Source organism: Listeria grayi (assembly GCF_900638015.1).
GTDB classification, from domain to species: Bacteria; Bacillota; Bacilli; order Lactobacillales; family Listeriaceae; genus Listeria; species Listeria grayi.
Genome location: NZ_LR134483.1, coordinates 1,877,535 through 1,901,020, shown reverse-complemented (window position 1 = coordinate 1,901,020; position 23,486 = coordinate 1,877,535). Strand labels below are relative to the sequence as shown.

At 41.3% G+C, this 23,486-nt stretch carries 17 protein-coding genes, 1 pseudogene and 2 riboswitches; of the genes and pseudogenes, 13 read left to right on the top strand and 5 right to left on the bottom strand.

Features of this window, described 5'->3' with window-relative positions:
* The first annotated feature begins 53 nt into the window (after positions 1–53).
* From EL241_RS09175 to EL241_RS09145, 7 genes are all read left to right on the top strand, one after another.
* Positions 54–5,483, top strand: coding sequence for an immunoglobulin-like domain-containing protein (locus EL241_RS09175; protein WP_170166157.1), 5,430 nt, complete (start codon positions 54–56; stop codon positions 5,481–5,483).
* A gap of 77 nt (positions 5,484–5,560) precedes the next feature.
* On the top strand, positions 5,561–5,953 hold the full coding sequence (locus EL241_RS09170) for a DUF1149 family protein (RefSeq protein ID WP_036106234.1): 393 nt from the start codon (positions 5,561–5,563) through the stop codon (positions 5,951–5,953).
* Positions 5,954–6,689: 736 nt separating this feature from the next.
* Positions 6,690–7,259 (top strand): Crp/Fnr family transcriptional regulator, encoded by a 570-nt coding sequence (locus EL241_RS09165; RefSeq protein WP_036106238.1) that lies wholly within the window; start codon positions 6,690–6,692, stop codon positions 7,257–7,259.
* Between the two features lie 124 nt (positions 7,260–7,383).
* Positions 7,384–8,952, top strand: a complete 1,569-nt coding sequence (locus EL241_RS09160; protein WP_036106240.1) for a peptide chain release factor 3 — start codon at positions 7,384–7,386, stop codon at positions 8,950–8,952.
* Positions 8,953–9,019: 67 nt separating this feature from the next.
* Positions 9,020–9,189, top strand: a riboswitch (yybP-ykoY riboswitch).
* 21 nt (positions 9,190–9,210) lie between these two features.
* Positions 9,211–9,966, top strand: coding sequence for a TerC family protein (locus EL241_RS09155; RefSeq protein ID WP_036106242.1), 756 nt, complete (start codon positions 9,211–9,213; stop codon positions 9,964–9,966).
* 142 nt (positions 9,967–10,108) lie between these two features.
* Positions 10,109–10,879 (top strand): TerC family protein, encoded by a 771-nt coding sequence (locus tag EL241_RS09150; protein WP_036106618.1) that lies wholly within the window; start codon positions 10,109–10,111, stop codon positions 10,877–10,879.
* Positions 10,880–10,922: 43 nt separating this feature from the next.
* Positions 10,923–12,260, top strand: a complete 1,338-nt coding sequence (locus EL241_RS09145; protein WP_126320692.1) for a TrkH family potassium uptake protein — start codon at positions 10,923–10,925, stop codon at positions 12,258–12,260.
* Between the two features lie 92 nt (positions 12,261–12,352).
* On the opposite strand, the gene EL241_RS09140 is transcribed toward EL241_RS09145, so the two are convergent.
* On the bottom strand, positions 12,353–13,399 hold the full coding sequence (locus EL241_RS09140) for an acyltransferase family protein (RefSeq protein ID WP_036106621.1): 1,047 nt from the start codon (positions 13,397–13,399) through the stop codon (positions 12,353–12,355).
* Between the two features lie 184 nt (positions 13,400–13,583).
* Positions 13,584–13,727, top strand: a riboswitch (FMN riboswitch).
* Positions 13,728–13,881: 154 nt separating this feature from the next.
* Between EL241_RS09140 and ribD the strand changes: the two genes are divergently transcribed.
* Genes ribD through ribH form a run of 4 tightly spaced genes read left to right on the top strand, consistent with a single transcriptional unit; the run spans position 13,882 to position 17,277 of the window.
* Positions 13,882–15,000 (top strand): bifunctional diaminohydroxyphosphoribosylaminopyrimidine deaminase/5-amino-6-(5-phosphoribosylamino)uracil reductase RibD, encoded by a 1,119-nt coding sequence (ribD, locus tag EL241_RS09135; protein WP_159099850.1) that lies wholly within the window; start codon positions 13,882–13,884, stop codon positions 14,998–15,000.
* The gene (locus EL241_RS09130; RefSeq protein ID WP_003754984.1) at positions 14,955–15,587 is read left to right on the top strand and encodes a riboflavin synthase; all 633 of its coding nucleotides are present in this window, start codon (positions 14,955–14,957) and stop codon (positions 15,585–15,587) included. The genes ribD and EL241_RS09130 overlap by 46 nt, the downstream gene beginning before the upstream one ends.
* 14 nt (positions 15,588–15,601) lie before the next feature.
* On the top strand, positions 15,602–16,816 hold the full coding sequence (locus EL241_RS09125) for a bifunctional 3,4-dihydroxy-2-butanone-4-phosphate synthase/GTP cyclohydrolase II (RefSeq protein WP_036106248.1): 1,215 nt from the start codon (positions 15,602–15,604) through the stop codon (positions 16,814–16,816).
* The gene (gene ribH, locus EL241_RS09120; RefSeq protein ID WP_036106251.1) at positions 16,813–17,277 is read left to right on the top strand and encodes a 6,7-dimethyl-8-ribityllumazine synthase; all 465 of its coding nucleotides are present in this window, start codon (positions 16,813–16,815) and stop codon (positions 17,275–17,277) included. Before EL241_RS09125 ends, ribH begins: the two co-directional genes overlap by 4 nt.
* 48 nt (positions 17,278–17,325) lie before the next feature.
* Here ribH and EL241_RS09115 read toward each other — a convergent pair whose 3' ends face one another.
* The 3 genes from EL241_RS09115 to EL241_RS09105 form a co-directional block, all read right to left on the bottom strand.
* The gene (locus tag EL241_RS09115) at positions 17,326–19,491 is read right to left on the bottom strand and encodes an ATP-dependent Clp protease ATP-binding subunit (protein ID WP_036106254.1); all 2,166 of its coding nucleotides are present in this window, start codon (positions 19,489–19,491) and stop codon (positions 17,326–17,328) included.
* Positions 19,492–19,653: 162 nt separating this feature from the next.
* Positions 19,654–19,965, bottom strand: a complete 312-nt coding sequence (locus EL241_RS09110) for a hypothetical protein (RefSeq protein WP_003754988.1) — start codon at positions 19,963–19,965, stop codon at positions 19,654–19,656.
* Positions 19,966–20,240: 275 nt separating this feature from the next.
* A complete protein-coding gene (locus tag EL241_RS09105) occupies positions 20,241–20,852 on the bottom strand; it encodes a CPBP family glutamic-type intramembrane protease (RefSeq protein ID WP_036106257.1) in 612 nt (203 codons plus the stop codon).
* Positions 20,853–21,071: 219 nt separating this feature from the next.
* Here EL241_RS09105 and tagH point away from each other — a divergent pair.
* Both tagH and EL241_RS09095 read left to right on the top strand, forming a co-directional pair.
* Positions 21,072–22,016 (top strand): annotated as a pseudogene (gene tagH, locus EL241_RS09100) (teichoic acids export ABC transporter ATP-binding subunit TagH); the annotation flags it as partial.
* Between the two features lie 338 nt (positions 22,017–22,354).
* The gene (locus EL241_RS09095) at positions 22,355–23,134 is read left to right on the top strand and encodes a membrane protein (RefSeq protein WP_036106260.1); all 780 of its coding nucleotides are present in this window, start codon (positions 22,355–22,357) and stop codon (positions 23,132–23,134) included.
* Positions 23,135–23,200: 66 nt separating this feature from the next.
* Here the strand turns inward: EL241_RS09095 and EL241_RS09090 are convergent, their stop codons facing one another.
* A complete protein-coding gene (locus tag EL241_RS09090; RefSeq protein WP_232020819.1) occupies positions 23,201–23,404 on the bottom strand; it encodes a YkvS family protein in 204 nt (67 codons plus the stop codon).
* Positions 23,405–23,486 lie beyond the last annotated feature (82 nt).

Genomic DNA, 23,486 nt, shown 5'->3' with positions numbered 1-23,486 from the left:
CTTCCGTATTAAAACAGGCTGTAGTCATGTGAATGACAAAGGGAGGAAAAATAATGAAAGCAAAAAAATACACCATTTGGGCCGTTACTATATTACTGCTTTTAAGCGTATTTATTGCCTTAGCGAAACCGATCAATCATCTCTATACGCAAGTCAATACACAAAAGAGTGCAGATGCGGCTGAACCACCTTATTTTACTGGTGTGGAAGATACGACAATTGAAAAAGGGTCGCTTTGGAGTCCATATCAAGGCGTTATAGCCCGAGATCCGGGTCAAAATAATGTCGATATCTCTGGCTACATTGAGGTAGAGGATAATGTGAAATCGAATAAATGGGGTACATACAAAGTTTACTATTCTGTTAAAAGTCCAAAGACAGGACTTGAAGCGACAGCTGAGCGAACGGTAAAAGTAGTGGTCTCAAGCGTTTCCAAAGCTACTTTGACAGTACCAGCTACAAAGGAGATCAAAAAAGGAGACGCCTTTTCCAATAAGATCGCGATGGAAGGAATCGTTGCGACAGACGGCGATGGCACTAATCTTGCCGCTCGTGTTTCTTGGGATTCCAGCAAACTGGATACGAATACTATTGGGAGTTACCCGGTTGTTTATAGTGTAACCGGACAAAATGGCCAAGAAGTGACAGCTGTTTCTACGATCAAGGTAGTAGAAGGCTCGAATGAAGTTATTGGAGATGCGACGATCGAAGCTTCTGACAAGACGATCACAGAAGGTGACACATTCGATTATTATGAAGGTGTCAAAGCGTTCGATGGCGATGCGAAACATACGGATATCAGCGCTAATATTAAACACCAAGGACGGGTCAATACGAACAGTCCCGGCAAATATCAGGTCATTTACCGGGTTACCGGAGCAAATGGGAATGAAGTGACGAAATCAATCACAGTAACAGTAGCAAAGAAACAAGAAACGATCACAAATGCGACGATCCAAGCATCTGACAAGACGATCACAGAAGGGGATACGTTTGATTATCTTAAAGATGTTACGGCTAAAGACGGCGACGCGAAGCAGACAGATATTACTTCTAAATTAACATATCGGGGAACAGTCGATACTTCTAAACCAGGTAAATATACCATCACTTATGAAGTTACTGGAGCGAACGGTAACAAAGTGACTCAAAATATTACAGTAACTGTCATTGCAAAACCAACTAATCTTGTTGATGCCACGATTTTTGCTGAAAACCAAACTGTCTATGTTGGTAGTACCTTTGATTATAAGAAAAACATCAGCGCTATCGACGGGGATGCAGCGAAAACGGATATTACTTCTAAAGTTACTTACCAGGGAACAGTCAATATGTCTAGCCCGGGTGTGTATCCGATTACTTATAAAGTAACTGGAGCAAATGGAAATGAAGTCAGCAAAACGATTCAAGTAACAGTCATCTATAAAACTGGCGAACTATCGATCAGTAAAAAGTTGATCACAGCTACGGGAGAAGATTTCAAAGCAACAGCGGTCAATCCAGGAGATACACTTTATTATAAGATCACGGTTACAAATACAGTTGCCAACAGCGTAGTAGAAGCTGTAACTGTTAGTGATCAGCTTCCAGCAGGTTTGACTTATCAGGCTGACAGTTTGGAAGTGGATAATAAAAAAGTCGCAAATGCAGACTTAAAAGCAATCCATGTGGAAGATCTTTTAGGAAATAAAAGTCATCAGATCACTTTTGCCGCTAAAATAAATATGAACGCCTCAGGAACAATCACAAACGTTGCTGGCGTTACAGGTAAAACGGTCGATAATAAACAATATGAAGCATCGACAGACGTACGGAATCTCGAAAATGCGACGATCAATGCTAGCGATAAAGAAATCACAGTAGGGGATCCATTCGATTACAAGAAAGGGGTTACCGCTAAAGATGGTGATCTGGCTCATACAGATATTACCGCCAAATTAACATACGACCAAAATGTCAATACTAGCAAAGCAGGCATTTACACGGTTACCTACAAAGTCACAGGTAAAAATGGCGTGGAAGTCAAAAAGGCGATCAAAGTAACAGTAAAAGAGAAAGAAGTTCCTGTTACCAATGCGACCATTACCGCGAGCGACCGGACGATCGAATTGAACGAGTCATTCGACTACATGGCAGGAATAAAAGCCGTTGACGGCGACAAAGAAAAAACGGACATCACGAATAAAGTGACACATGAAGGAACGGTAGATACTTCCAAAGCAGGAAAATATACCGTTACCTACAAAGTAAAAGGCAAAAACAATAATGAAGTCAGCATTTCCATCAAAGTTACGGTAGTTGCTAAAAATGCCGTGATCACAGCTAATGACCGTTCCATTCAATTAGGACAGTCATTCGATCCGCTAAAAGAAGTACAAGCGAAAGATACAGATGGCTATCAAACGGATCTGACCTCAAAGATAAAAGTCAAAAGCAATAACGTCAATACCAATAAAGCAGGAAAATATACTGTCATTTATGCCGTGACAGGTTCAAATGGGAATACTGTCGAAAAAACGATCCAGGTGACTGTCTTGCCAAAAGATGCTGAGATCATCGCAACCGACAAAACGATCCATCAGGGCGACGCTTTTGATCCAAAACAAGGCGTATCTGCCATCGATGGAGATGGAAACAATACAGATCTTACTGCAAAAATCACGATCGAAAAAAATACTGTCGATGTTTCCAAAGCAGGACAGTATGAAGTAACATACGGCGTTATCGGCTCTAGCAAAAACAAAGTGGTTAAAACAGTTAAGATCACTGTCATAGCCAACCAAGGGGATTTGACGATCACTAAAAAGGTCGAAAATGCTGCTGGGGAAGATTTAAATCAGCAGACGGTCATAGCTGGCGATGAGATCATTTACAAGATCAAAGTGAAAAATCCAATTGCTAATAGTGCCGTGCAACAAGTGGCATTAACGGACACCGTTCCAGCAGGAGCCGAGGTCCAAACCGATGCAGTTACTGTAAAAGGTACAAAAGCGACTCCGGTATGGAAAGGCAATAAAGTCACTCTTACTGCCGGAACGGTAACGGATAAAGATGAGATCGAAGTGATTATCCCAGTAAAAGTGAAAGCTGATTACTCAGGAGAACTTACGAATATTGCCAATGTTACTGGCGAAGCAGTCGCGGATAAAAACGCCAGCACGAGCATTGGAAGCAGAGAAGCAAATAAAGCTTCTATTATCGCCATCAATAAAAAAATCGAGATCGGCAATACTTTTGACCCGCTTCAAAATGTTACAGCAATCGATGAAGATGGATCCGACATAACGGCCAGTCTAAAAGTGATCAGCAACAACGTCGATCCGCTTCGAATCGGTGTTTATAAAGTTGTCTATGAAGCAGAAGCAAGAAATGGAAAAATAACAAAAGAAATCGAGATCGAGGTCATTGGTAGGGATGCAACGATCATAGCGGATGATCAAGAATTATACGTGAATGATTCTTTTGATCCGCTTGGCATTGTAACGGCAATCGACGGCGATGGAGTCAACACAGATATTTCTCGAAACGTGCGAGTAATCAATAGTAATGTAGATACCAGTGTATCCGGAAATTATCAGGTCACTTTTGCTGTAGTTGGTATAAACGGCAACGAGATCAGTAAAACGGTCAAGGTAAAAGTAATCGCAAATGATGCCGTTATCCAAGCCGACAATCGAATAAGTATAATCGGAGAAGATTTCGATGCACGAAAAGAAGTCCGAGCAATCGATGGCGATGGACGTGAAACGGATCTAACCGCTGATTTGAAAATCACGATGAATACCGTGGACACGCAGCATGCCGGTGAATATGATGTTCGTTATGAAGTTACAGGCGAGAACGGGAATCTTGTTTCTAAAACGATTCGAGTGACCATTGTCGCTAAAGATGCAGTCATTCAGGCAACAGACAAAAAAATAGCTGTTGGCGATTCCTTTGATCCACTTAAAGACGTTACAGCAGTTGATGGGAATGGCTATGATACAGACTTGACTTCCAACATCAATATTACTGCTAATACGGTAGATACTTCACATCCTGGCAATTACACCGTTACGTACAGCGTCACCGGCGAAAACGGGAATGAAGTCACTAAAATGATTAATGTGGTCGTTCAAGAAAATCCAGGCGACCTGACTATTTCCAAAGAAGTTGCTAACACAAACGGTAATACAACAGCGGCGCCTGGTGATGAGATCATGTATACAATCAAAGTGAAAAACCCTACTACTAAAGGAAATGTGCATGAAGTTGTTATCAAGGATGATCTACCGAAAGGGATCCAGCTCAATGAAGCGAGCATAAAAGTAAATCAAGAAAATGCAAGCTACGAATTAGCAGGAAATAAATTGAAACTGACCATTGGTGATATTTTGGCGAATGAAGAGAAAGTTATTACTTTCAAAGCCAAAGTGACAGCCGAAGCAGCAGTAGAGATCACAAATATCGCTAAAGTAACAGGTGTAAATACGGCCCATGATTCAGAAGCAGATGCAGTTATCGAAGGAGAATATCAAGATGCAAGTATCTACGCATTTGATAAAACGATCCAAGTCGGAGACAAATTTGATCCGCGGAAAGCTGTAACTGCTAAAGACTCCGATGACCGCGACCTTACCACTATGCTCCAAATCAAAGAAAACACAGTAGACACGAACCAAGTTGGCGAATACAAGGTGGTTTACGGTGTTACTGGTAAAAATAAAAAAGAAGTAGTGAAAGAAGTCAAAATCACGGTTGTTTCTAAAAATGCGATCATTGTTGTTGATGATAGCACACTAACACTTGGCGATTCCTTTGATCCAATGAAGGGTGTCCGCGCCTATGACGGTAATGTCAGCCTCGTCCAAAAAGCAGCTTCTCAAGCTACTGATATTACTTCTGCTGTTACGATCGAAAGCAACAATGTCGACACGAAAAAAGTTGGAGAATATCAAGTTGTGTATACGGTCGCAGGTTCGAATGGAATCCAAGTCAAGAAGACAAGGAAGATTTCGATATTGGCGAAAGACGCCGTGATCAAAGCAGAAAACAGCACGATCAAAGTCGGAGAAACTTTCCAACCGCTTAAAACTGTCAAAGCCTATGACGGCGATGAAAAGCATACTGACATCAGTGCGAAGATCGAAGTGAAACAAAACAAAGTCGATAATAAAAAAGTCGGTAGCTATCCAGTTACTTATGCAGTGGTAGGAAGCAACGGCAAAGAAATAACGAAACAGATCGCAGTCACCGTTAAAAAAGGTAAGAAACAAGATTCTTCGTCTGGCGGTACCAAACCAAAAGATCCGGAAATCAAACCTGATCCAAGTGATCCAAAAGATCCAAATCCGGTAAAAGTCACTGAAACAAAAGCTAAAAAAGCAGTGAAACGATTATTGAAGACAGGTGATGTCTCAACGATTTACTATGCAGGACTCGGATCGTTGCTGATCATCGGTGCGTGGTTACTACGCAGATATAATCGTAATAACTGGATCTAAAACGATAGAAGCGTATCAGCGGACACATTAGTTGTTCGCTGACCGCTCTTTCTTGTTAGGAAAGGAGTGGAAGATAAGTGGAATACGAAGCTATCCATGTAGAAATGCTTTCGTTAGAGCAAGGTGAATTTGAAGCAAAGAATACTATCGATGCGACTGCACAAGAATTACTGCTGGGAGATCAGAAACTGCATATCCAATTAAACGTTCCATTTGCGATCGCAGACAAACATTACCGCATTTCTGGAAAAATCAAACAGATCATTCATATCGAAAAAAATGAAAGCAGCTCCTTTAAAGCATTTATGGCGGAAAGAGAAAAAACGATTTTTGTTCCTTTATTAGAAAGAATGCAACAACTGGTTGCCTCTGTCACCAAAGAAGTATGGCAGGAAGAACAAAACTGGCAATTCTCAGTGCCACAAAGAAACCCGCAGCTTCACGTCGTAGAAGATAAGACAAGGCAATAGGTGTAAAGGGGGAGAATCAAGTAATGGGAATGCTCATCATGTTTCTAACGATTAGTTACTTGATTATAAATGGGGGGATGATTGGGCTTATTATTTTCAGGTTATTCCGAAAAGGGCCTGTATGGGTGGAAAATGCAAAGCGGACTGCTCTATATAGTTCCTATATCGTTGGTCTGCTTTGTTGTTTATTGGAAGTTGGAAACGTTTTTAATGTGCTGTTTAACGGCTTAAAGTTTCGATTGAATATTTTTATATATTTATTTTGGATAACAGCGACATTTTTCATTGTATATTATGTGGCGAGAGGATTTTTTTACCACAAGTATACGAACCAAAAAGAGAAAGGTAAGGAAATATAAAATGGGGAAACATACATTTATCATTGGCAGGCTCATCAAAATTAGCGCTATCTTTTTCACTGTCATTGGGATTGTTAGCCTATATATAATCGCTTACCAAGTGTTAACGTCTATTAATAACGAAAAGGAATTATATGAAAAACTAACGGGATATGTTTATAATGTCGTTCTACCAATGTTATTCAGTTTGATATGGCTGTTTTTCAACTATCAAATTTGGGACATTATTTTTTTAAAGATAAGAAGTAAGATAATTTATGTTTTTGTTTGCTTATTTGCAATTAGCATGTTAATTAGCGGCTTTATTGCTTTTTATACAAAAGATATTCTTTTGTATTGGCTTCATTTTATTGTTTAAAATTTGGAGGATGATGAAAATGAAAAAAACTCTCATGACGAATAAACCTTTAGCTAAACAAGAGTATTATCAAATCAACAAGAACCAGGCTTTCTTTCATAAAGGGAGTTTTTATATCTTATCAGGCATCATTGTTTGCCTTTATAAAGAGCAATTCATTGCCGCTTATCAGGCAGGGGACACTTTCTTTATGGATGAAGACATTATCCCCAACCTTACTTTTGTTGCAAAACGGGATACACATTTAATTGCTTCGGAAGCCTATATGATAGAAGAAAAAAGGAATCAGCTGATCCATCAATTTTTCAATCAGTTATCCAGCCGTTTGGTCAACTATTCTTACCGGACGGAAGAGCGGATCACAGCATTATTTTTTACATTAGGATGCCAGATCGGTGAGGTAAAAAATAACAGCTGTACGATACCATCGATTTTTACACAAAAAGAACTGGCTTCTTTTACAAATGTAACCAGAGAATACTATAATGCCCTATATAAGAAGTGGAAAGATGAGGCCGTTATTACTTATAGTAAGAAAAACTGGATCTTAAATAATTGGACTAGCTGGGTAGCGCGACATCAGATGTGAGAGTCAGAAAAAATGCGGAGTGGATGATTTCACGTCCGCTTTTTTTTTACCAGAACCATGTCTTTTAACGCGTATTCTATGATATACTTATGCAATATGAGTTTATCTAGGAGGAAGAAAAGGAATGAGTCAGGATTTGCACAAGGAAGTCCAATCTCGAAAGACATTTGCGATTATTTCTCACCCCGATGCTGGTAAAACAACAATGACAGAGCAGTTGTTATTATTCGGCGGCGTTATTCGTTCAGCGGGTACGGTAAAAGGGAAAAAATCTGGTAAATTTGCCACAAGTGATTGGATGGAAATCGAAAAACAACGCGGGATCTCTGTAACAAGTTCAGTGATGCAGTTTGATTATGAGGGATCGCGAATCAATATTTTAGATACACCGGGGCACTCGGATTTCAGTGAGGATACGTATCGAACGCTTATGGCGGTCGACAGTGCAGTTATGGTCATCGATGCGGCGAAAGGGATCGAAGCACAGACGATGAAATTGTTCAAAGTCTGCCGGATGCGCGGGATCCCGATTTTTACGTTTATCAATAAGATGGATCGTCAAGGGAAAATGCCACTAGAACTGCTTGCAGAGTTAGAAGAAGTGCTTGGCATCGAGTCATACCCGATGAACTGGCCGATTGGTATGGGAAAAGAATTGATGGGCTTATACGACCGTTATCACCGCGTGGTAGAACAATATCGTGTGCCGGAAGAAGACCGCTTTTTAGAGTTAGGCGAAGACGGCGATTTGAAAGCAGCAAATCCGCTGCAAGATTCTGGTTACTATCAACAAGCATTGGAAGAAATCATGTTGCTAGATGAAGCCGGAAATGAATATGATGAACAAAAGATCCAGCAAGGCGAACTAACGCCTGTATTCTTTGGTAGCGCGCTTGCTAATTTTGGTGTGGAAACATTCTTGCGGACTTTTGTTAATTTTGCACCTGCACCATCTGCGCATGAAGCAAACGTTGGCAATGTAGAAGCAAACGAAAATTATTTTTCCGGATTTGTCTTTAAGATCCAAGCGAATATGAACCCCGCTCACCGAGACAGAATCGCATTTGTACGGATTTGTTCCGGTGAATTTGATCGCGGGATGAGTGTAACACTCACTCGGACAGGAAAAGCGATCAAACTTGCGAATTCCACCCAGTTTATGGCAGACGATCGGGAAACGCTGAATCGGGCCGTAGCTGGAGATATCATCGGATTATATGATACTGGGAATTATCAGATTGGTGATACGATCACAAATGGACCAAAACAACTACAGTTTGAAAAATTACCACAGTTTACACCGGAATTATTTATGAAAGTCTCTGCTAAAAATGTCATGAAGCAAAAGCATTTCCATAAAGGAGTGGAACAGCTTGTTCAAGAAGGTGCGATCCAGCTCTTCAAGACATGGCGTTTGGAAGAATATATCATTGGTGCCGTTGGACAACTTCAATTTGAAGTTTTTGAACATCGGATGCGCAATGAGTATAATTCGGAGATCATTATGGAACCGATCGGTAAAAAGATCGCCCGCTGGATCCGCGAAGAAGATGTCGATGAAAAACTTTCGACTGCACGGAGCATGCTGGTGAAAGACAGATTCGATCAGCCACTATTCTTATTTGAAAATGAGTTTGCAGTAAATTGGTTCAAGGATAAAAATCCGGATATCGAACTGACTTCGCTGCTCTAAGTAAGAAGCAGTTGACTTTTAACTGAGCAGCATGCTATTATTTAGTTATTAATTGAATAGTACTTTGACATGTGTCAAAGGGGAGTAGCATCAAATCCAGAACTGGATTTGAGATAAAGTCGTCATTACGTGGCATCCGTGCCATCGGTTTTATCAACATTTAAAATGTCAGCGAGACCTTTGCCCTTATTTATAGGGTGGGTCTCGTTTTTTTATTGTCAGACCTAGCGCAAGGAAAAGACAAAGGAGGATATTTAAATGGATATGTCGATGATTTTAGAATATGGGTGGGTGCTACTTGTCTTGATTGGTTTGGAAGGGATACTGGCAGCAGATAATGCAGTTGTGATGGCGGTAATGGTGAAACATTTGCCTCCAAAAGAACAGAAAAAAGCATTGTTTTACGGCTTGCTTGGCGCTTTCGTTTTCCGTTTCACTGCATTGTTCTTGATTTCCTTTTTAGCAAATGTTTGGCAGGTACAAGCACTAGGAGCAGCTTACTTGTTATACATTGCCGGAAATCATTTGTGGAAAAATCGCAAAGGGCATGAAGCAGGAGCGGAACAAGATAAAGCGAAAAAATCTGGATTTTGGATGACCGTGCTAAAAGTAGAAATTGCTGATATCGCTTTTGCGATCGACTCGATGCTTGCGGCGGTCGCACTGGCGATCACATTGCCGAAAACAGGTTTTGGGCATATTGGCGGAATCGACACTGGGCAGTTCGCGATCATGTTTTTAGGCGGATTGATCGGGCTTGTTATCATCCGATTTGCCGCAACACAGTTTGTAAGGCTATTGAAAACCTATCCGAAGTTGGAAACGGCAGCTTTTCTGATCGTCGGCTGGGTTGGCGTGAAATTAGTTATTTACACGCTAGCACATCCAAGCCTAGGAGTGATCGACCATCATTTCCCAGAATCCACCATGTGGAAACTGATTTTCTGGGGCGTGATGATCGGGCTAGTCGTTTGGGGCTGGTTGACTTCGAGAATGACACGGACCGAACAGTAGAAAAAATGCATATAAATGCTTATTTTTCAGGCAAGTGGGTACTTCTAAATAGAGAAGCGCCGACTTGCCAGTTTTGATAAAAAGTTATTCTTTTTCCAGCATTTATATGGTAAAGTAATGACAGAATGAAAGGTGAATGACTATGGATATCTCACTTTGGGGCGAATACATCTTTGTGTTTTTTGTGCTCGTGGCATTAGAAGGCATTCTCTCTGCGGATAATGCAGTCGTTATGGCTGTGATCGTAAAGGCGCTTCCGCATGAAAAGCAGAAGAAAGCATTATTTTATGGGCTGCTGGGCGCGCTCGTTTTTCGTTTGATTGCCCTTTTACTGATCTCGTTTTTAGTGAAAGTTTGGGAAATCCAAGCGATCGGGGCATTGTATTTATTATATCTGGCCATCAAGCATATGCTTGATCTGCGCCGGGAAAATGCGGGAATGAAAAAAGAAGAGGAAACGCCGAAACCTGCGAAATCCTTTTGGGGAACAGTAGCAAAAGTGGAATTTACAGATATTGCTTTTGCGATCGATTCGATGCTTGCTGCGGCAGCATTGGTAGTTGGGCTTCCTCAGCTAGGTGATTTTCATATTGGAGGAATGAACGGCGGCCAATTCATTGTGATGTTTTTAGGCGGGATCGCTGGGTTGATTGTGATTCGTTTTGCGGCAACGCAAGTGATCAAATTATTAGACCGTTATCCGACTCTCGAAACAGCCGCATTTTTGATCGTAGGCTGGGTCGGGATAAAACTAGCTGTGAGCACGCTTGCTCATCCTGCAGTAAATGCTATTCCAGAATCGTTTCCTGAGAGTACGTTATGGAAGGCGATATTTTGGGTTGTCATGATAATGATAGCTTTAGGTGGTTATATAATTGCGAGAAGAAAAGAACGATCCTCTAAAAAAGAATGAATATAGGCGGGAATTGCGACTAAGAAAACGCCTACGGGCTTTTCTGTCGCGCATGACTCCCATCCAGGTTATCATCGCTTACTATGTGGTAGCTGTTTCTGTTTCAACGATTTTGCTGAGCTTACCGATGACCAAGCAAAAAGGTGTACATGTATCTTTTATCGATACGCTGTTTACAGCCGCTAGTTCGGTCAGTGTAACTGGACTTAGTTCTGTCGATGTGCATCATACTTACAGCACGTTTGGGATCTGGATCCTAATGGGCATTTTCCAGATTGGCGGACTTGGTGTCATGATGCTGAGTACGTTTTTCTACTTGATCCTTAGACGACGGATCGGTTTGAAACAGCGCCAACTGATCATGACCGATACCAATCAGTTTTCAATGAGCGGAATGGTGCGGATGCTGCGCGACATTTTAGTATTGATTTTTGGCATCGAATTGCTGGGGACATTGATATTGGGAATTTACTTTATCCCGCATTATCAGTCAATTCCTGAGGCGATGTTCCAAGGCTTATATAATTCCGTTTCGCTGGTGACCAATGCGGGTGTCGACATTACTGGGCATTCCTTGATGCCGTTCGCAAATGACTATTTCGTCCAGATCATTTCGATTTTGCTGATCATGGCTGGAGCGATCGGATTTCCGGTATTATTGGAAACAAAAAAATTCTTATCGATCAAAAATGCTTTGATCCCGTTTCGCTTTTCCTTATTTGTAAAAGTGACGACGCTGACATATTTTATTTTGCTGATTGGCGGCGGGCTGTTTATCTGGCTTTTGGAATTCAAGCATTTCTATGCGCATTCCAGTGTGGCAGAAGGATTTTTCAATTCGATGTTTTTGTCGGCTACTTCGCGAAGTGCCGGACTAGAAACGATCGACAGCAATTTGTTAAGTGTGCCGACATTGATCTTGGTATCCTTCTTGATGTTTATCGGGGCGTCGCCAAGTTCTGTGGGCGGCGGGATACGAACCACGACATTTGCGATCACGATGATGTTTGTGTATTCGGTTATCCGCGGCCGGACACATGTATATGTGTTTGGTAGAGAACTTTATCAAGAAGACGTGAGGAAGTCGCTAGCAGTTACTTTTTGTGCGGGATTCTTATGTATGCTCGCCATTATGTTGATGGCACAAACCGAGCCACATGCGCCGCTGATGGCCATTATTTTTGAAGTGCTGTCCGCGTTCGGAACCTGCGGACTGTCATTAGGACTAACGCCAGATCTAAGTGTGGCTGGTAAGATCATCATTATTATACTGATGTTTATTGGCCGGATCGGGATCTTGTATTCCTTGCTTTCGTTCCGCAATAAGAACCTGCCGAAAAATGCGATTCGTTTGCCGAAAGAAAAGATCATTACAGGCTGATAAGAGCAATAGGATCCCTATAGAAAAAGAAATACCCCCGCTCTTTATTATAAAAGAGCGGGGGTTAGTCATGCTTATGACGACGGAGTAACTTAATAACTTTGTTTTTGAAATCGACCTGCCCACTTAGTGAACATATTTCTGATTTTTGAAAAACGGAGTTCGATGACTGGTTGAACGATCGTCGTTACTACTTTACTCGATAAAATGATGGTCAATCCAAGTGAAATAGCCATTAGCAAGAAAATCGTCTGCAATTTGTAATCGACGGTTTGAACGGAGCCTTCTCTAAATAATTTAATGAAGAAACCGTGTAATAGGTATACATATAAGGTATTTTTCCCCCATTTTGTAAAGAAGAGCTGTCTTTTCGGCACGAAGCTGAAAAAGGCGCTGATCGAAGCAAAGGAAATCGCATAGACGAAGAGACGAATGAAAACACCTAAAGTGCGATTATCGAGAAAATTGGCGTAAGGTTTAGAACCTAAGAACCAGTTTTCATTCAAAGCAGGGTGAGCGATGATAAAACTTACAATCGCTATAATTACACCAGCACCGATCCATTTAGCCAGTTTTGTTTGTAAATACTGGAAGTGCTGTTTGGTCAAATAAAAGCCAGCTAAAAAGAATGGGAAGAAGACAAATGTTCTTGATAGACTCAGATAGCCGTCAATTTGATCAAAGTAACCTGCCACTAAGCCGAGAACGATCGCAATTGGCATCGCGTAACGGGCAGATAGTTTGGCAAAGCCGATCAGCATGATATTCCAAAAGAATAAGCTGAGTAGGAACCAAAGCGACCATTCCGGTGCGAATAACTGGATCGAAAAGCTGCTCTTGCCAAGTAAAAAATAATAGAAAATACTATAAATACATTGGAAGAAGACATACGGTAAAATAAGCTTTTTCATTGTTTTTGTGATATAGCCAGGTTTCCGGAAGTTTTTGGCAAAAAAACCGGAAATCAAGATGAAGGCTGGCATATGAAAAGTGTACACATAAATATAAAGCACACGAATGCTGGCATATTCTGTAATATAACTTTGCATCAGATGTCCAAAAACAACTAAAAAAATCAAAATAAATTTTGCATTATCAAAGTAGCTGTCACGACCTTTGACTGGGGTAGTAGTTGGCATGAAAATCACCACGCTATCCTTTCTATTTAGGTTCTAGTATAGTAGTAAATACCCTGCTTCGTGTAACAAATAACCGACATTACAATGACAGTTTAGTAAAGAAGAAGCAAAACTTTGTAATGTTTTCTGAAAAAAGGAGTTGACTTTTTTCAAATTTGTCGCCATAATCGTAGGTAATTGAATATCATTTCTTCGGGGCAGGGTGTAATTCCCGACCGACGGTGACAGCTTCCTTTTGGTAGCTGAAGTCCGTGACCCGCATTAATTTGCGGTTGATCTAGTGGAAATCTGGAACCGACAGTGAAAGTCTGGATGGGAGAAGAAGCACGTGCGATTTTGTAAGGAGATCGTTTTTTTACCAGTGCAATAAACAAGGGGGAAGTTTACCTTTTATTTGCTGCTGTGTAAGTTTCTTTGTGTTGAAATTTGGAGCCCTGCCATTTTGGTGGGGCTTTTTTATGTATAAAGGGGTGAAAAGAGTTTTGGATAAACATGAAAAATGGATGGCAATCGCTATAAAAGAAGCGAGGAAAGGACGTGGAAAAACGTATAAAAATCCGTTGGTCGGTGCTGTTATCGTCAAAGCAGACCGTTTGATCGGAAAAGGTTATCACGCCAGCTATGGAGACGTCCATGCAGAAGTGAACGCCTTTCAAAATGTTTCCAACCCCGAAGAAACGAAGCATTCAAGTATCTATGTCACCTTGGAACCATGCGCTCATCATGGCAAACAGCCACCCTGCTGCGAAAAAATCGTGGAAATGGGGATCGAGCATGTTTACGTGGCACAGTTAGATTCCAATCCGCTAGTTCGCGGGAAAGGTGTTGCCTATTTGGAAGCACATGGAATCAAAGTGACTATAGGTGTTTTAGAGAAAGAAGCAGAGCAGCTGAATCCAGCTTTTCATTTCTTTCATCGTCATCGCCGTCCGCTTGTTACTTTGAAACAAGCCGTCACCATCGATGGCAAAACTAACAGCTCAGCGGCTAGCCGCACATATTTGACGGATGAAAAGACGAGCGAAGATGTACAGCAACTGCGAATGGGATCTCAAGCGATTCTGGTCGGCAGTGAAACAGTTCTGATCGATGATCCTGCACTTACGATTCGAAGTAACGTTGTGCCTTATCCGCCCGTACGCATCGTGCTCGACAGACGCGGACGGACAGTGGATCAAAAGTTCCAGCTTTGGCGCGATGGTCTCGCAGAAACATGGCTTTTTACAGGCAACGAGCCAGATATTAGTTTCGCAGAACATGTCCGTGTCTTTGTTGACCCGGACTGGACAATTGAAAAGGTGATCCGCATTTTAGCGGAAGAAGGAATTCAATCTCTTTGTGTAGAGGGTGGCGCAGCAATACATGATGCCTTTTTAGCAGCTGGCAAAGTCGATCGGATCGTAAGTTATGTTGCTCCTTACTTACTGGGAGGAAATGCTCGTCCAGCTGTAGCAAGCAAGAGACAAACAGACGCTTTGACGGCATTTGAGCTTAGCCATGTAGAACAATTGAAAGAAGATGTGAAGTTAGTGTATCACAGAAGGGAGGCAGACAAATGTTTACCGGAATCATCGGAGCGATCGGTAAGATCACTCAGGTAAAACAGACCCATCAAACTATCGTGATTGGTGTGGCGGCGCCAGAACCATTTTTGGAAAACTATAAAATCGGCGACAGTATGGCCGTGAATGGTGTATGCCTGACTGCAATTTCCATTACGGCCAATAGTTTCCAAGCAGACGTGATGCCAGAAACATTTCGCGCTACTAATTTAAGCCGCTTGCAGATCGGATCGCCAGTCAATCTTGAACGAGCACTACCTTTAAACGGCAGATTGGAAGGGCACCTGGTAGCAGGGCATGTCGATGCAACTGCGAAAATCGAACGAATCTGGCAAGAGGAGAATGCGATTCGCTATCAATTTGTATTTCCTGCTTCTTTAGCAAATGAGATCGTTCGCAAGGGTTCCGTTGCTATCGATGGGACAAGTTTGACGATCATTGATGTAGCTGGAACAACTTTTTCCGTTGGTTTGATTCCGCATTCGCAAGCAACGACTATTTTAGCAAACAAAAAAGTTGGTGAGCTTGTCAACATCGAAACAGATCTGGTTGCCAAATATCTTTTAAAGGAGCAGTCTGGGAATTCGCTATTGACTGCTAAGTATTTACAAGAACATGGATTTTGAAGGAGGAAAGAAGGATGAATCATAAAGTAGAGCAAGCGCTGCAAGCATTGCAAGCTGGAAAACTGGTCATTGTCATGGATGATGAAGACCGGGAAAGCGAAGGAGATCTAGTCGGCATCAGTCAGTTTGCAACTCCGGGAACCGTTAATTTTATGACAACTTATGCACGTGGGCTGATTTGTGTGCCTTTAGCCAAAGAATTGGCGGAAGAATGGGATTTGCAGCCAATGACAGGACATAATACAGATAAGTTCGGGACCAATTTTACCATCAGCGTGGACCATCGCTCCACCTCAACAGGAATTTCCGCATTTGACCGCGCAGCAACGATCCAAGCGTTGGGAAATAAACAGACCACAGCAGCAGACTTTTATCGGCCAGGGCATATTTTTCCGCTGATTGCTGAAACTGGCGGGGTTTTAAAGCGGCGTGGACATACAGAAGCAGCGGTAGATCTGGCTCGCTTAGCAGGCGCAGTACCGGCGGGGTACATCTGCGAGATCTTAAATCCGGATGGCACGATGGCAAGACGAGCAACGTTAGAAAAATTGGCAGAAGAGTGGGGATTGATAATGATAACGATAGATGATATTGTTCGCTACCGCCAATTAGAAGACACGCCAGTAGAATCCGAAGTAACGGTCAGCTTGCCTACAGCTTATGGCAATTTCTCCTTAGAAGCATTTACGTCATTAGATGACGGTCAATTGCAGTTATTAGTATCAAAAGGAAAACTGGATACCGACGAGCCACTGCTAGTCCGCTTGCATTCAGAATGTTTGACAGGTGACGTCCTTGGATCGCACCGTTGCGACTGCGGGGAACAACTTGAAAAAGCGCTAGCGACGATAGAGAAAGCTGGTCGCGGGGCTGTCCTGTATTTGCGCCAAGAGGGTCGGGGTATCGGGCTTTTGAATAAACTAAAAGCGTATGCCCTACAAGAAAATGGCTATGATACTTACGATGCCAATGTACATCTTGGCTTTGCTCCAGATAGCCGGGAATATCACAATGCGGCGGCGATTTTAAAAGAAAAAGGAATTCGCCAAGTAAGACTGATGACGAATAATCCGGAAAAGGTACAGGCTTTAGAAGACATGGGGATCGAAGTTGTCGAAAGAGTTCCACTTGAAGTAGGGATTTATCCGGAAAATAGTAAGTACTTAACAACAAAAGCAGAAAAATTTCATCATTTATTGCACATAGAAAATGGAGGAGAAGTAAAATGACAGTTTATGAAGGTATGTACGATGGTAAAGGGTTAAAAATTGCAATTGTAGTAGCGCGCTTTAATGAGTTTATCACTTCTAAATTATTAGCAGGTGCATTGGACACATTGAAACGGCATGGCGTTTCGGAAGAAGATATTCAAGTGATCTGGGTACCAGGTGCATTCGAGATTCCACTAGCTGCTCAAGTGATCAGTAAGAAAAAAGAAATCGACGGAGTTATCACTTTAGGCGCGGTCATTCGTGGGGCAACGACGCATTATGACTATGTCTGCAGCGAAGTTTCAAAAGGTGTGGCGAATGTGGGGTTGGCAAGCGGGATGCCAGTTATCTTCGGTGTCCTTACAACGGAAACTATTGAACAGGCGATAGAACGGGCTGGAACGAAAGCTGGAAACAAAGGCTCAGAATCAGCAATGGGTGTGCTGGAAATGACGAATTTGATAAAAGCGATCGGCTAACTAAAAAAACGCGGAAAAGAATATCTCTTTTCCGCGTTTTTTGTTTTATTAAGCCATTACTTGTTGTTTTACAACGATTTTACCAGTTTCATCGACATCTGCTTGTAAAGCTTTTGCTTCGGGTTCATCGATCAAAATATCAGCAATGTTGTCTTCCAATTGTTCTTGGATCGTTCTACGAAGTGGTCGAGCACCGAACTTACTGTCGTAACCAAGATCGATCAGTTTTTCTTTTGCTGCGTCTGTCACATCGATCGTTACTTCTTCGTCTGCTAACATGGTATTTAAGTCTGCCAGCATCAAGTTGACGATTTCAAGGAGATTATCTTTTTCAAGCTGGTTGAATTCAACGACACTGTCGAGACGGTTCAAGAATTCTGGTTTAAAGAAGTAGCCGAGCTTATCCAGTGAATCACTGTCTTTTTCGGATTGTTTTTCTTTCAACATCGTAAAGCCGACAGAAGCCTCTTTATCGACTGTTCCTGCGTTGCTTGTCATAATAATAACGGTATCTTTGAAACTTACGGTCCTACCTTGAGAATCGGTTAGGCGACCGTCTTCCAAGATTTGCAAGAACATGTGTTGGACATCTGGATGTGCTTTCTCGATTTCATCCAGTAGCAGAATGCTATAAGGATGACGGCGGATCTTCTCGGTCAATTGACCAGCTTCATCGTGACCAACATAGCCTGGAGGTGAACCAATCAGCTTAGCAACGCTGTGTTTTTCCATATATTCACTCATATCTAGTCTGATCATCGCTTCTTCTGTACCAAACAATTCTTTTGCAAGCGTACGTCCTAACTCGGTTTTACCTACACCAGTAGGTCCAACGAATAGGAAGGAACCTATCGGCCGGTTTTTTTGTTTCAAGCCGACCCGGCTGCGGCGGATCGCTTTTGCTACTTTGCCAACAGCTTGTTTTTGGCCAATAACTTTTTCATTCAAATGTGCTTCTAAATGTTTCATTTTAGATTGTTCTTCGGCTTGTAGTTGACCAACTGGAATACCAGTTTTTTCTTCAATAATAGCTTGGATATCAGCGACTTGGATGACCGGACGTTCAGAAATACCAGCGGCTGTTTTATTTTCGGAGAGACGTGTGATCTCATCACGGATATTAGCTGCTTTTTCATAGTCTTCGTTTTGCAATGCTTGTGTCTTTTCTTTTTCCAAGCGTTCGACGCGTTCGCTGACTGTTTTTTCGTCTAAACGTTCGACAGACAGATTATAGCGGGCACCAACCTCGTCCATTAGGTCAATTGCTTTATCTGGCAGTTGACGGTCTTGGATATAGCGTACGCTCAAGTTGACAGCGGCATCGAGGCTTTCTTTCGAATAAGCGACTTCATGATAATCCTCATAACGTTCTTTTAAGCCGTTCAAGATCGTGATCGTGTCAGCGGCACTTGGTTCGTCGACCGTTACAGGCTGGAAGCGCCGTTCCAAAGCAGCATCTTTCTCGATTTGACGGTATTCTTTCAAGGTTGTCGCACCGACCATTTGTATGTCACCGCGTGCTAATGCTGGTTTTAGAATGTTACCAGCATCCATCGAACCTTCTGCGGAGCCAGCACCTACGATCGTGTGGACTTCGTCAATGAAGAGGATCGTATTGGTCTGATCTTGCAGTTCTTGGATCAATTGTTTCATTTTTTCTTCAAACTGTCCGCGGATCCCAGTACCAGATACTAAGGAAGCCACATCGAGCAAGATGATTTCTTTGTCTAATAATTTCGTCGGGACTTTTTTATCTGCAATCGCAATTGCTAGACCTTCGACAACAGCCGTTTTACCTACACCTGGTTCACCGATCAAAACAGGATTGTTTTTTGTACGGCGGTTAAGAATCTCGATCACACGTTTGATTTCCTTATCGCGGCCAATCACCGGATCTAGTTTGTTTTCACGTGCCATCGCTGTAAGATTTGTTCCATATTGACCTAAAAGGCCGCCGCCATTCCCAGCTGTTTGGGTTTGAACCGTGGATTGTGGTCTGCCTCCAGATTGGAAGTCGTTCCTTTGATTAGCATTATTGAGGCCGCCCAATTGACGGAAAATATCGTCAAAAGGAGAGTTGCCTGAAAATGGATTAGTTTGATTTTTAACTGTTTGATAGCAGTCTTGGCATAACGGTATTTCTTGTTTTTGACCATTGATGTTCATATATAACTGTATCGTTGCTTGATTTTGTTTACAATTTTCGCATAGCATAAAGTTCCCTCCTCTATAAATAGTGGAATTGATCAAAGCGCTTGTTGACTTTGACTAACTTTGACCTTATGGCTATAGTATACACTGACCTATTTTGACTTTCAAGTGTTTTGCTCAAAAAAAAAGAACATTTCCACGGAAATAGAAAATGTCCTTTTTAAGTTACTCAAACTCAATCTCATAAATCGATTCATCTAAACTATCGAGTATCTCATTTGCTTCTATATAATTGATCCATTCCTTTTTTGGCTCAGAGGAACTAGCTTTTACGAGCGGCTTAATGCGGCTATAAATCGTTTTGAGAAGGTCTGTCCACATGTTGTTCACGGCGCGCTGGATTTTTTCTTCTTTCCAACGTTTTGCAGGGGCTCTTCGTCGGTTTTTTACATTTTGGTATTCTGTCGCATTGACTACAAACGTTTCTCGCGATTGTAAGTGGTTGTCCATATACTCCATAAATTCAGTGAAATTCAAGTTAATATCTCCTAGCTCTCGTATAGTATTTGACTACGCCTTGTTACATTCTCCATAAACGTTATAGAGCTGGAATTGGTATTTTTGACAAATAAAAAAGCCGGAATTCCTTTTTATTGGCTGCTTCAAGTATAACATGAGGGGAGAGATATGAATACTCTTTTTGATTTTTATAGAACGATTTGCGAAAAGACACAAAAAAGACATTTTTCTGTTATCGAAAAATGTCTTTCTTTTTATGTAATACAAAAATTGTATCACTGACAGTTCGGCTGTTAGTATAGCGGTAAAGCTACTAATAACAGGAAGATGAAGGTTAAGTGCGATAAGTAGGTAAGGATAACGCTTTTCCTAAATTGATATAGTAGATTCCATACTAAGGAAGCAACGAAAATACTGACGACAACAGCGATACTTTTGCTGACACACATAAATAATGCCAGGATCGCGGCGCTGATAATCGCGGCGATGATCGGGTGGAAATAATGATTTAACCGCTCTAAAACAAAACCGCGCCAAAATATTTCTTCTCCCGGAACGATGATGAAAATGAGTAATAGCCATATTAATAGGGAGTCGGTCGAATATTTGGCGAATGCGCTTTTAACGGATAGATCCAATCCACCTGGAAGGACCTTGAAGAGGATGGCGCCAATATAAAAGACGACATAGAGAGCAATACCGGATACAATACCTAGAAATAGGTTTTTTGTAAAAGATGATTTCTTTTCTAGATCCTCATTAAAAATAACGAAGCTCATTAAAAATAACGTACAAGCTCCATATAAATACCAAAATGCACCACGATAATGGTAAGTAAGCGCAATTAGGAGCGCACAAAGTATAAACCCAGCGATGAGTTTATAGTCTATCTTGTTGCTTTTCAAAAATCTTACACCTCTTTAATCATAGAACTTATAATCATTTAATACTTTAATCGAAAAAAAGTTTTTTAGCAAACTTTATAACTATTTTATTGTAACATGACTGAGCTGCGAATATCATGAGAGTTCTCTCATTTATATAGCATTCAGATGGGATTTATGATAGACTGTAGAATGCAAAATAATAATTTACCTATCTAAATTAAAGGTGGAAACAGAAAAATGACGGAAAAAGTGGTAATTTCTCACGTATCCAAGCAGTATGAACTAGTGAAGACCAAAAGCGACAAGATAAAAGCGATGTTTTTCCCAAAGGATCGCTCGAAATTCTGGGCACTGCGGGATGTCAATTTGAGAATCGGCGATGGAGAGACAGTTGGTTTAGTTGGAACAAATGGTTCAGGTAAATCAACACTATCCAACATTATTTCAGGTGTTATTATCCCTACGACAGGGAAGGTGGAAGTGAATGGCGAGACTTCGCTGATCGCGATCGCCGCAGGGTTAAAAGGTAATTTATCAGGACTTGACAACATTCGGTTGAAGCTTTTGATGAGTGGGATGCGCAACAAAGAGATCGACAAACTACTCCCTAGTATCATTGAATTTGCAGATATCGGCGACTTTATCACGCAACCGATCAAAAATTATTCCAGTGGGATGAAATCTAGATTAGGATTCGCGATCTCGGTGCATACGGATCCGGATATTTTGATCATTGATGAAGCATTATCTGTTGGGGACCAAACTTTCTATCAAAAATGTATTGATAAGATGATGGAATTCAAGGCGCAAGGGAAAACGATCATTTTTGTCAGCCACTCACTTAGCCAAGTGAAAAAGCTGTGTGATCGAATTGTGTGGATGCACTATGGTACGGTACGGGAAGACGGTCCGTCAGAAGAAGTAGCAGATCACTATGATGCCTTTGTAAAAGAATTTAATAAAAAATCAAAAAAAGAGAAAAAAGCGTATATCAAGAAATTCCGTGAAGAACAAAAAAACGGTGAGGGTATGAGCAGGGGAATGAAGCGAGCACCGGCACAAAAGAAAAATGTCAGCTCCTATTTCTTTGGCGCATTATTGCTAGCACTTACGATGTTCTTTGGCTATTGCGTTGCAGCAGATAAATCTTTTGTTTCCGTTTTAGGATTTTCTGATTCAAAACCAGCTGTTCATGATAAAGTAAAGCCAAAGCAAGCAGAGAAAAAGAAAAAAGCGGCTCCCAAATCGAAAAAAGAAGAAAAAGCAAAATCACAGACTGAGACTTATGAAGTCCAAGCAGGCGACACACTTACTGCTATCGCTCAAAAGTACTATAAAGAAGGCGAAGTTGCAGCAGGTGTAGAAAAAATCATGACCGCGAATAATTTGCAAGACGGAAATATTCATGTCGGTCAAAGTATCAAAATACCGAAGTAGCAAAATGAGCAAATTTGGCACTAGCTGATTTGCTCATTTTTAAAAGGGCGAAAGGGAAATATAGCGAAGCAGGAGAGGATTCAATGCTTGAAAAAATTTATAAATTTCTACTATGGATATATATTTTCTGGTTTTTGATTAATATCTGCTTGATCACTTTTCATGTGACACCCCCGCATTTGACAACCTTGCATTCTTTATTCTTAGTATTGACGGGGATATTTGCGCTCGTTTTTTTCATTATGCAATATGGAACGGGGCTTGGTCTAGCAATGATCAGTCTGGTGTTTATTGTGAGTGTCTCGATCGAGTGGATGCAGCTTAGTTTCACAGAACAGAATTACGCGGCGCATTTTGGCCTGGATATCTATGGCGTACCAATAACATTCGGCTTTATTTGGATCGGGATGATCGCTGGGACGCACATTATTGCCAGAGAGATCACGCTGAAAATCAGCATCGACTGGCTGCGCGGTGGTATCTACTCGATCATCGCTGCAACCATGGTCATGATATTTGAAGTTTTGATCCAGCCGATCTCGATGCAGTCGAAAAATCTGTTGGCGTTAGGGAATGGTATTACCGTCTTGCAATTATCGGACTTTATCAATTGGTGGTTGCTCGGTTTTATTCTGCATTTATTGATTTTCTTTATCCTGAGTTTGACGGATAAGTGGGGGAAATTGAAATATCCAGATCTGAAGTTAGAGCTCGTGATCGTTTATTGGATCATTATTGCCTTTTTCGTGTTCCTCTCGCTTTACATTGATCTGTGGTCATCGATTGCGATCATTATTGGCGCAAATGCGTTATTTACGTTATGTTTTTATATCAGTTTAGATAAAGAAGAAAAGCAGACATGAAAAAACAGGAATCGAGATTATCCTCGGTTCCTGTTTTATTGCTTTTTACACCATATTCTTTTTGTTTTACGATTCATCTGAGGAAGAAGCTGAGTGAATGATTTTATAATTCTTATGATTGACAACAGTTTTTTCATCGACATCAAGATCGTTAAAGTTTTCCATGTAAGTCAAATCTACTATAACTGAATTTTCGTTCAATTTTTCTACGATTCCAGTTAATCCATTTTTAAACTCGATTATATCTCCAACCTGTGCTTTTGTCATCATTACCACTCCTCCGAATTTCACTTCCTGCTGCTTCCTTTTTGAAAAAGTGCTTATTAAAGTTCAGTTTGCACTATTTCGATTT

Coding starts and splice junctions, on each gene's coding strand:
- EL241_RS09175 (WP_170166157.1), top strand. CDS start 54: ATGAAAGCAAAAAAATACACCATTTGGGCCGTTACTATATTACTGCTT.
- EL241_RS09165 (WP_036106238.1), top strand. CDS start 6,690: ATGAAAAAAACTCTCATGACGAATAAACCTTTAGCTAAACAAGAGTAT.
- EL241_RS09160 (WP_036106240.1), top strand. CDS start 7,384: ATGAGTCAGGATTTGCACAAGGAAGTCCAATCTCGAAAGACATTTGCG.
- EL241_RS09155 (WP_036106242.1), top strand. CDS start 9,211: ATGGATATGTCGATGATTTTAGAATATGGGTGGGTGCTACTTGTCTTG.
- EL241_RS09150 (WP_036106618.1), top strand. CDS start 10,109: ATGGATATCTCACTTTGGGGCGAATACATCTTTGTGTTTTTTGTGCTC.
- EL241_RS09140 (WP_036106621.1), bottom strand. CDS start 13,399: ATGCCAACTACTACCCCAGTCAAAGGTCGTGACAGCTACTTTGATAAT.
- EL241_RS09130 (WP_003754984.1), top strand. CDS start 14,955: ATGTTTACCGGAATCATCGGAGCGATCGGTAAGATCACTCAGGTAAAA.
- EL241_RS09125 (WP_036106248.1), top strand. CDS start 15,602: ATGAATCATAAAGTAGAGCAAGCGCTGCAAGCATTGCAAGCTGGAAAA.
- ribH (WP_036106251.1), top strand. CDS start 16,813: ATGACAGTTTATGAAGGTATGTACGATGGTAAAGGGTTAAAAATTGCA.
- EL241_RS09115 (WP_036106254.1), bottom strand. CDS start 19,491: ATGCTATGCGAAAATTGTAAACAAAATCAAGCAACGATACAGTTATAT.
- EL241_RS09095 (WP_036106260.1), top strand. CDS start 22,355: ATGCTTGAAAAAATTTATAAATTTCTACTATGGATATATATTTTCTGG.
- EL241_RS09090 (WP_232020819.1), bottom strand. CDS start 23,404: ATGATGACAAAAGCACAGGTTGGAGATATAATCGAGTTTAAAAATGGA.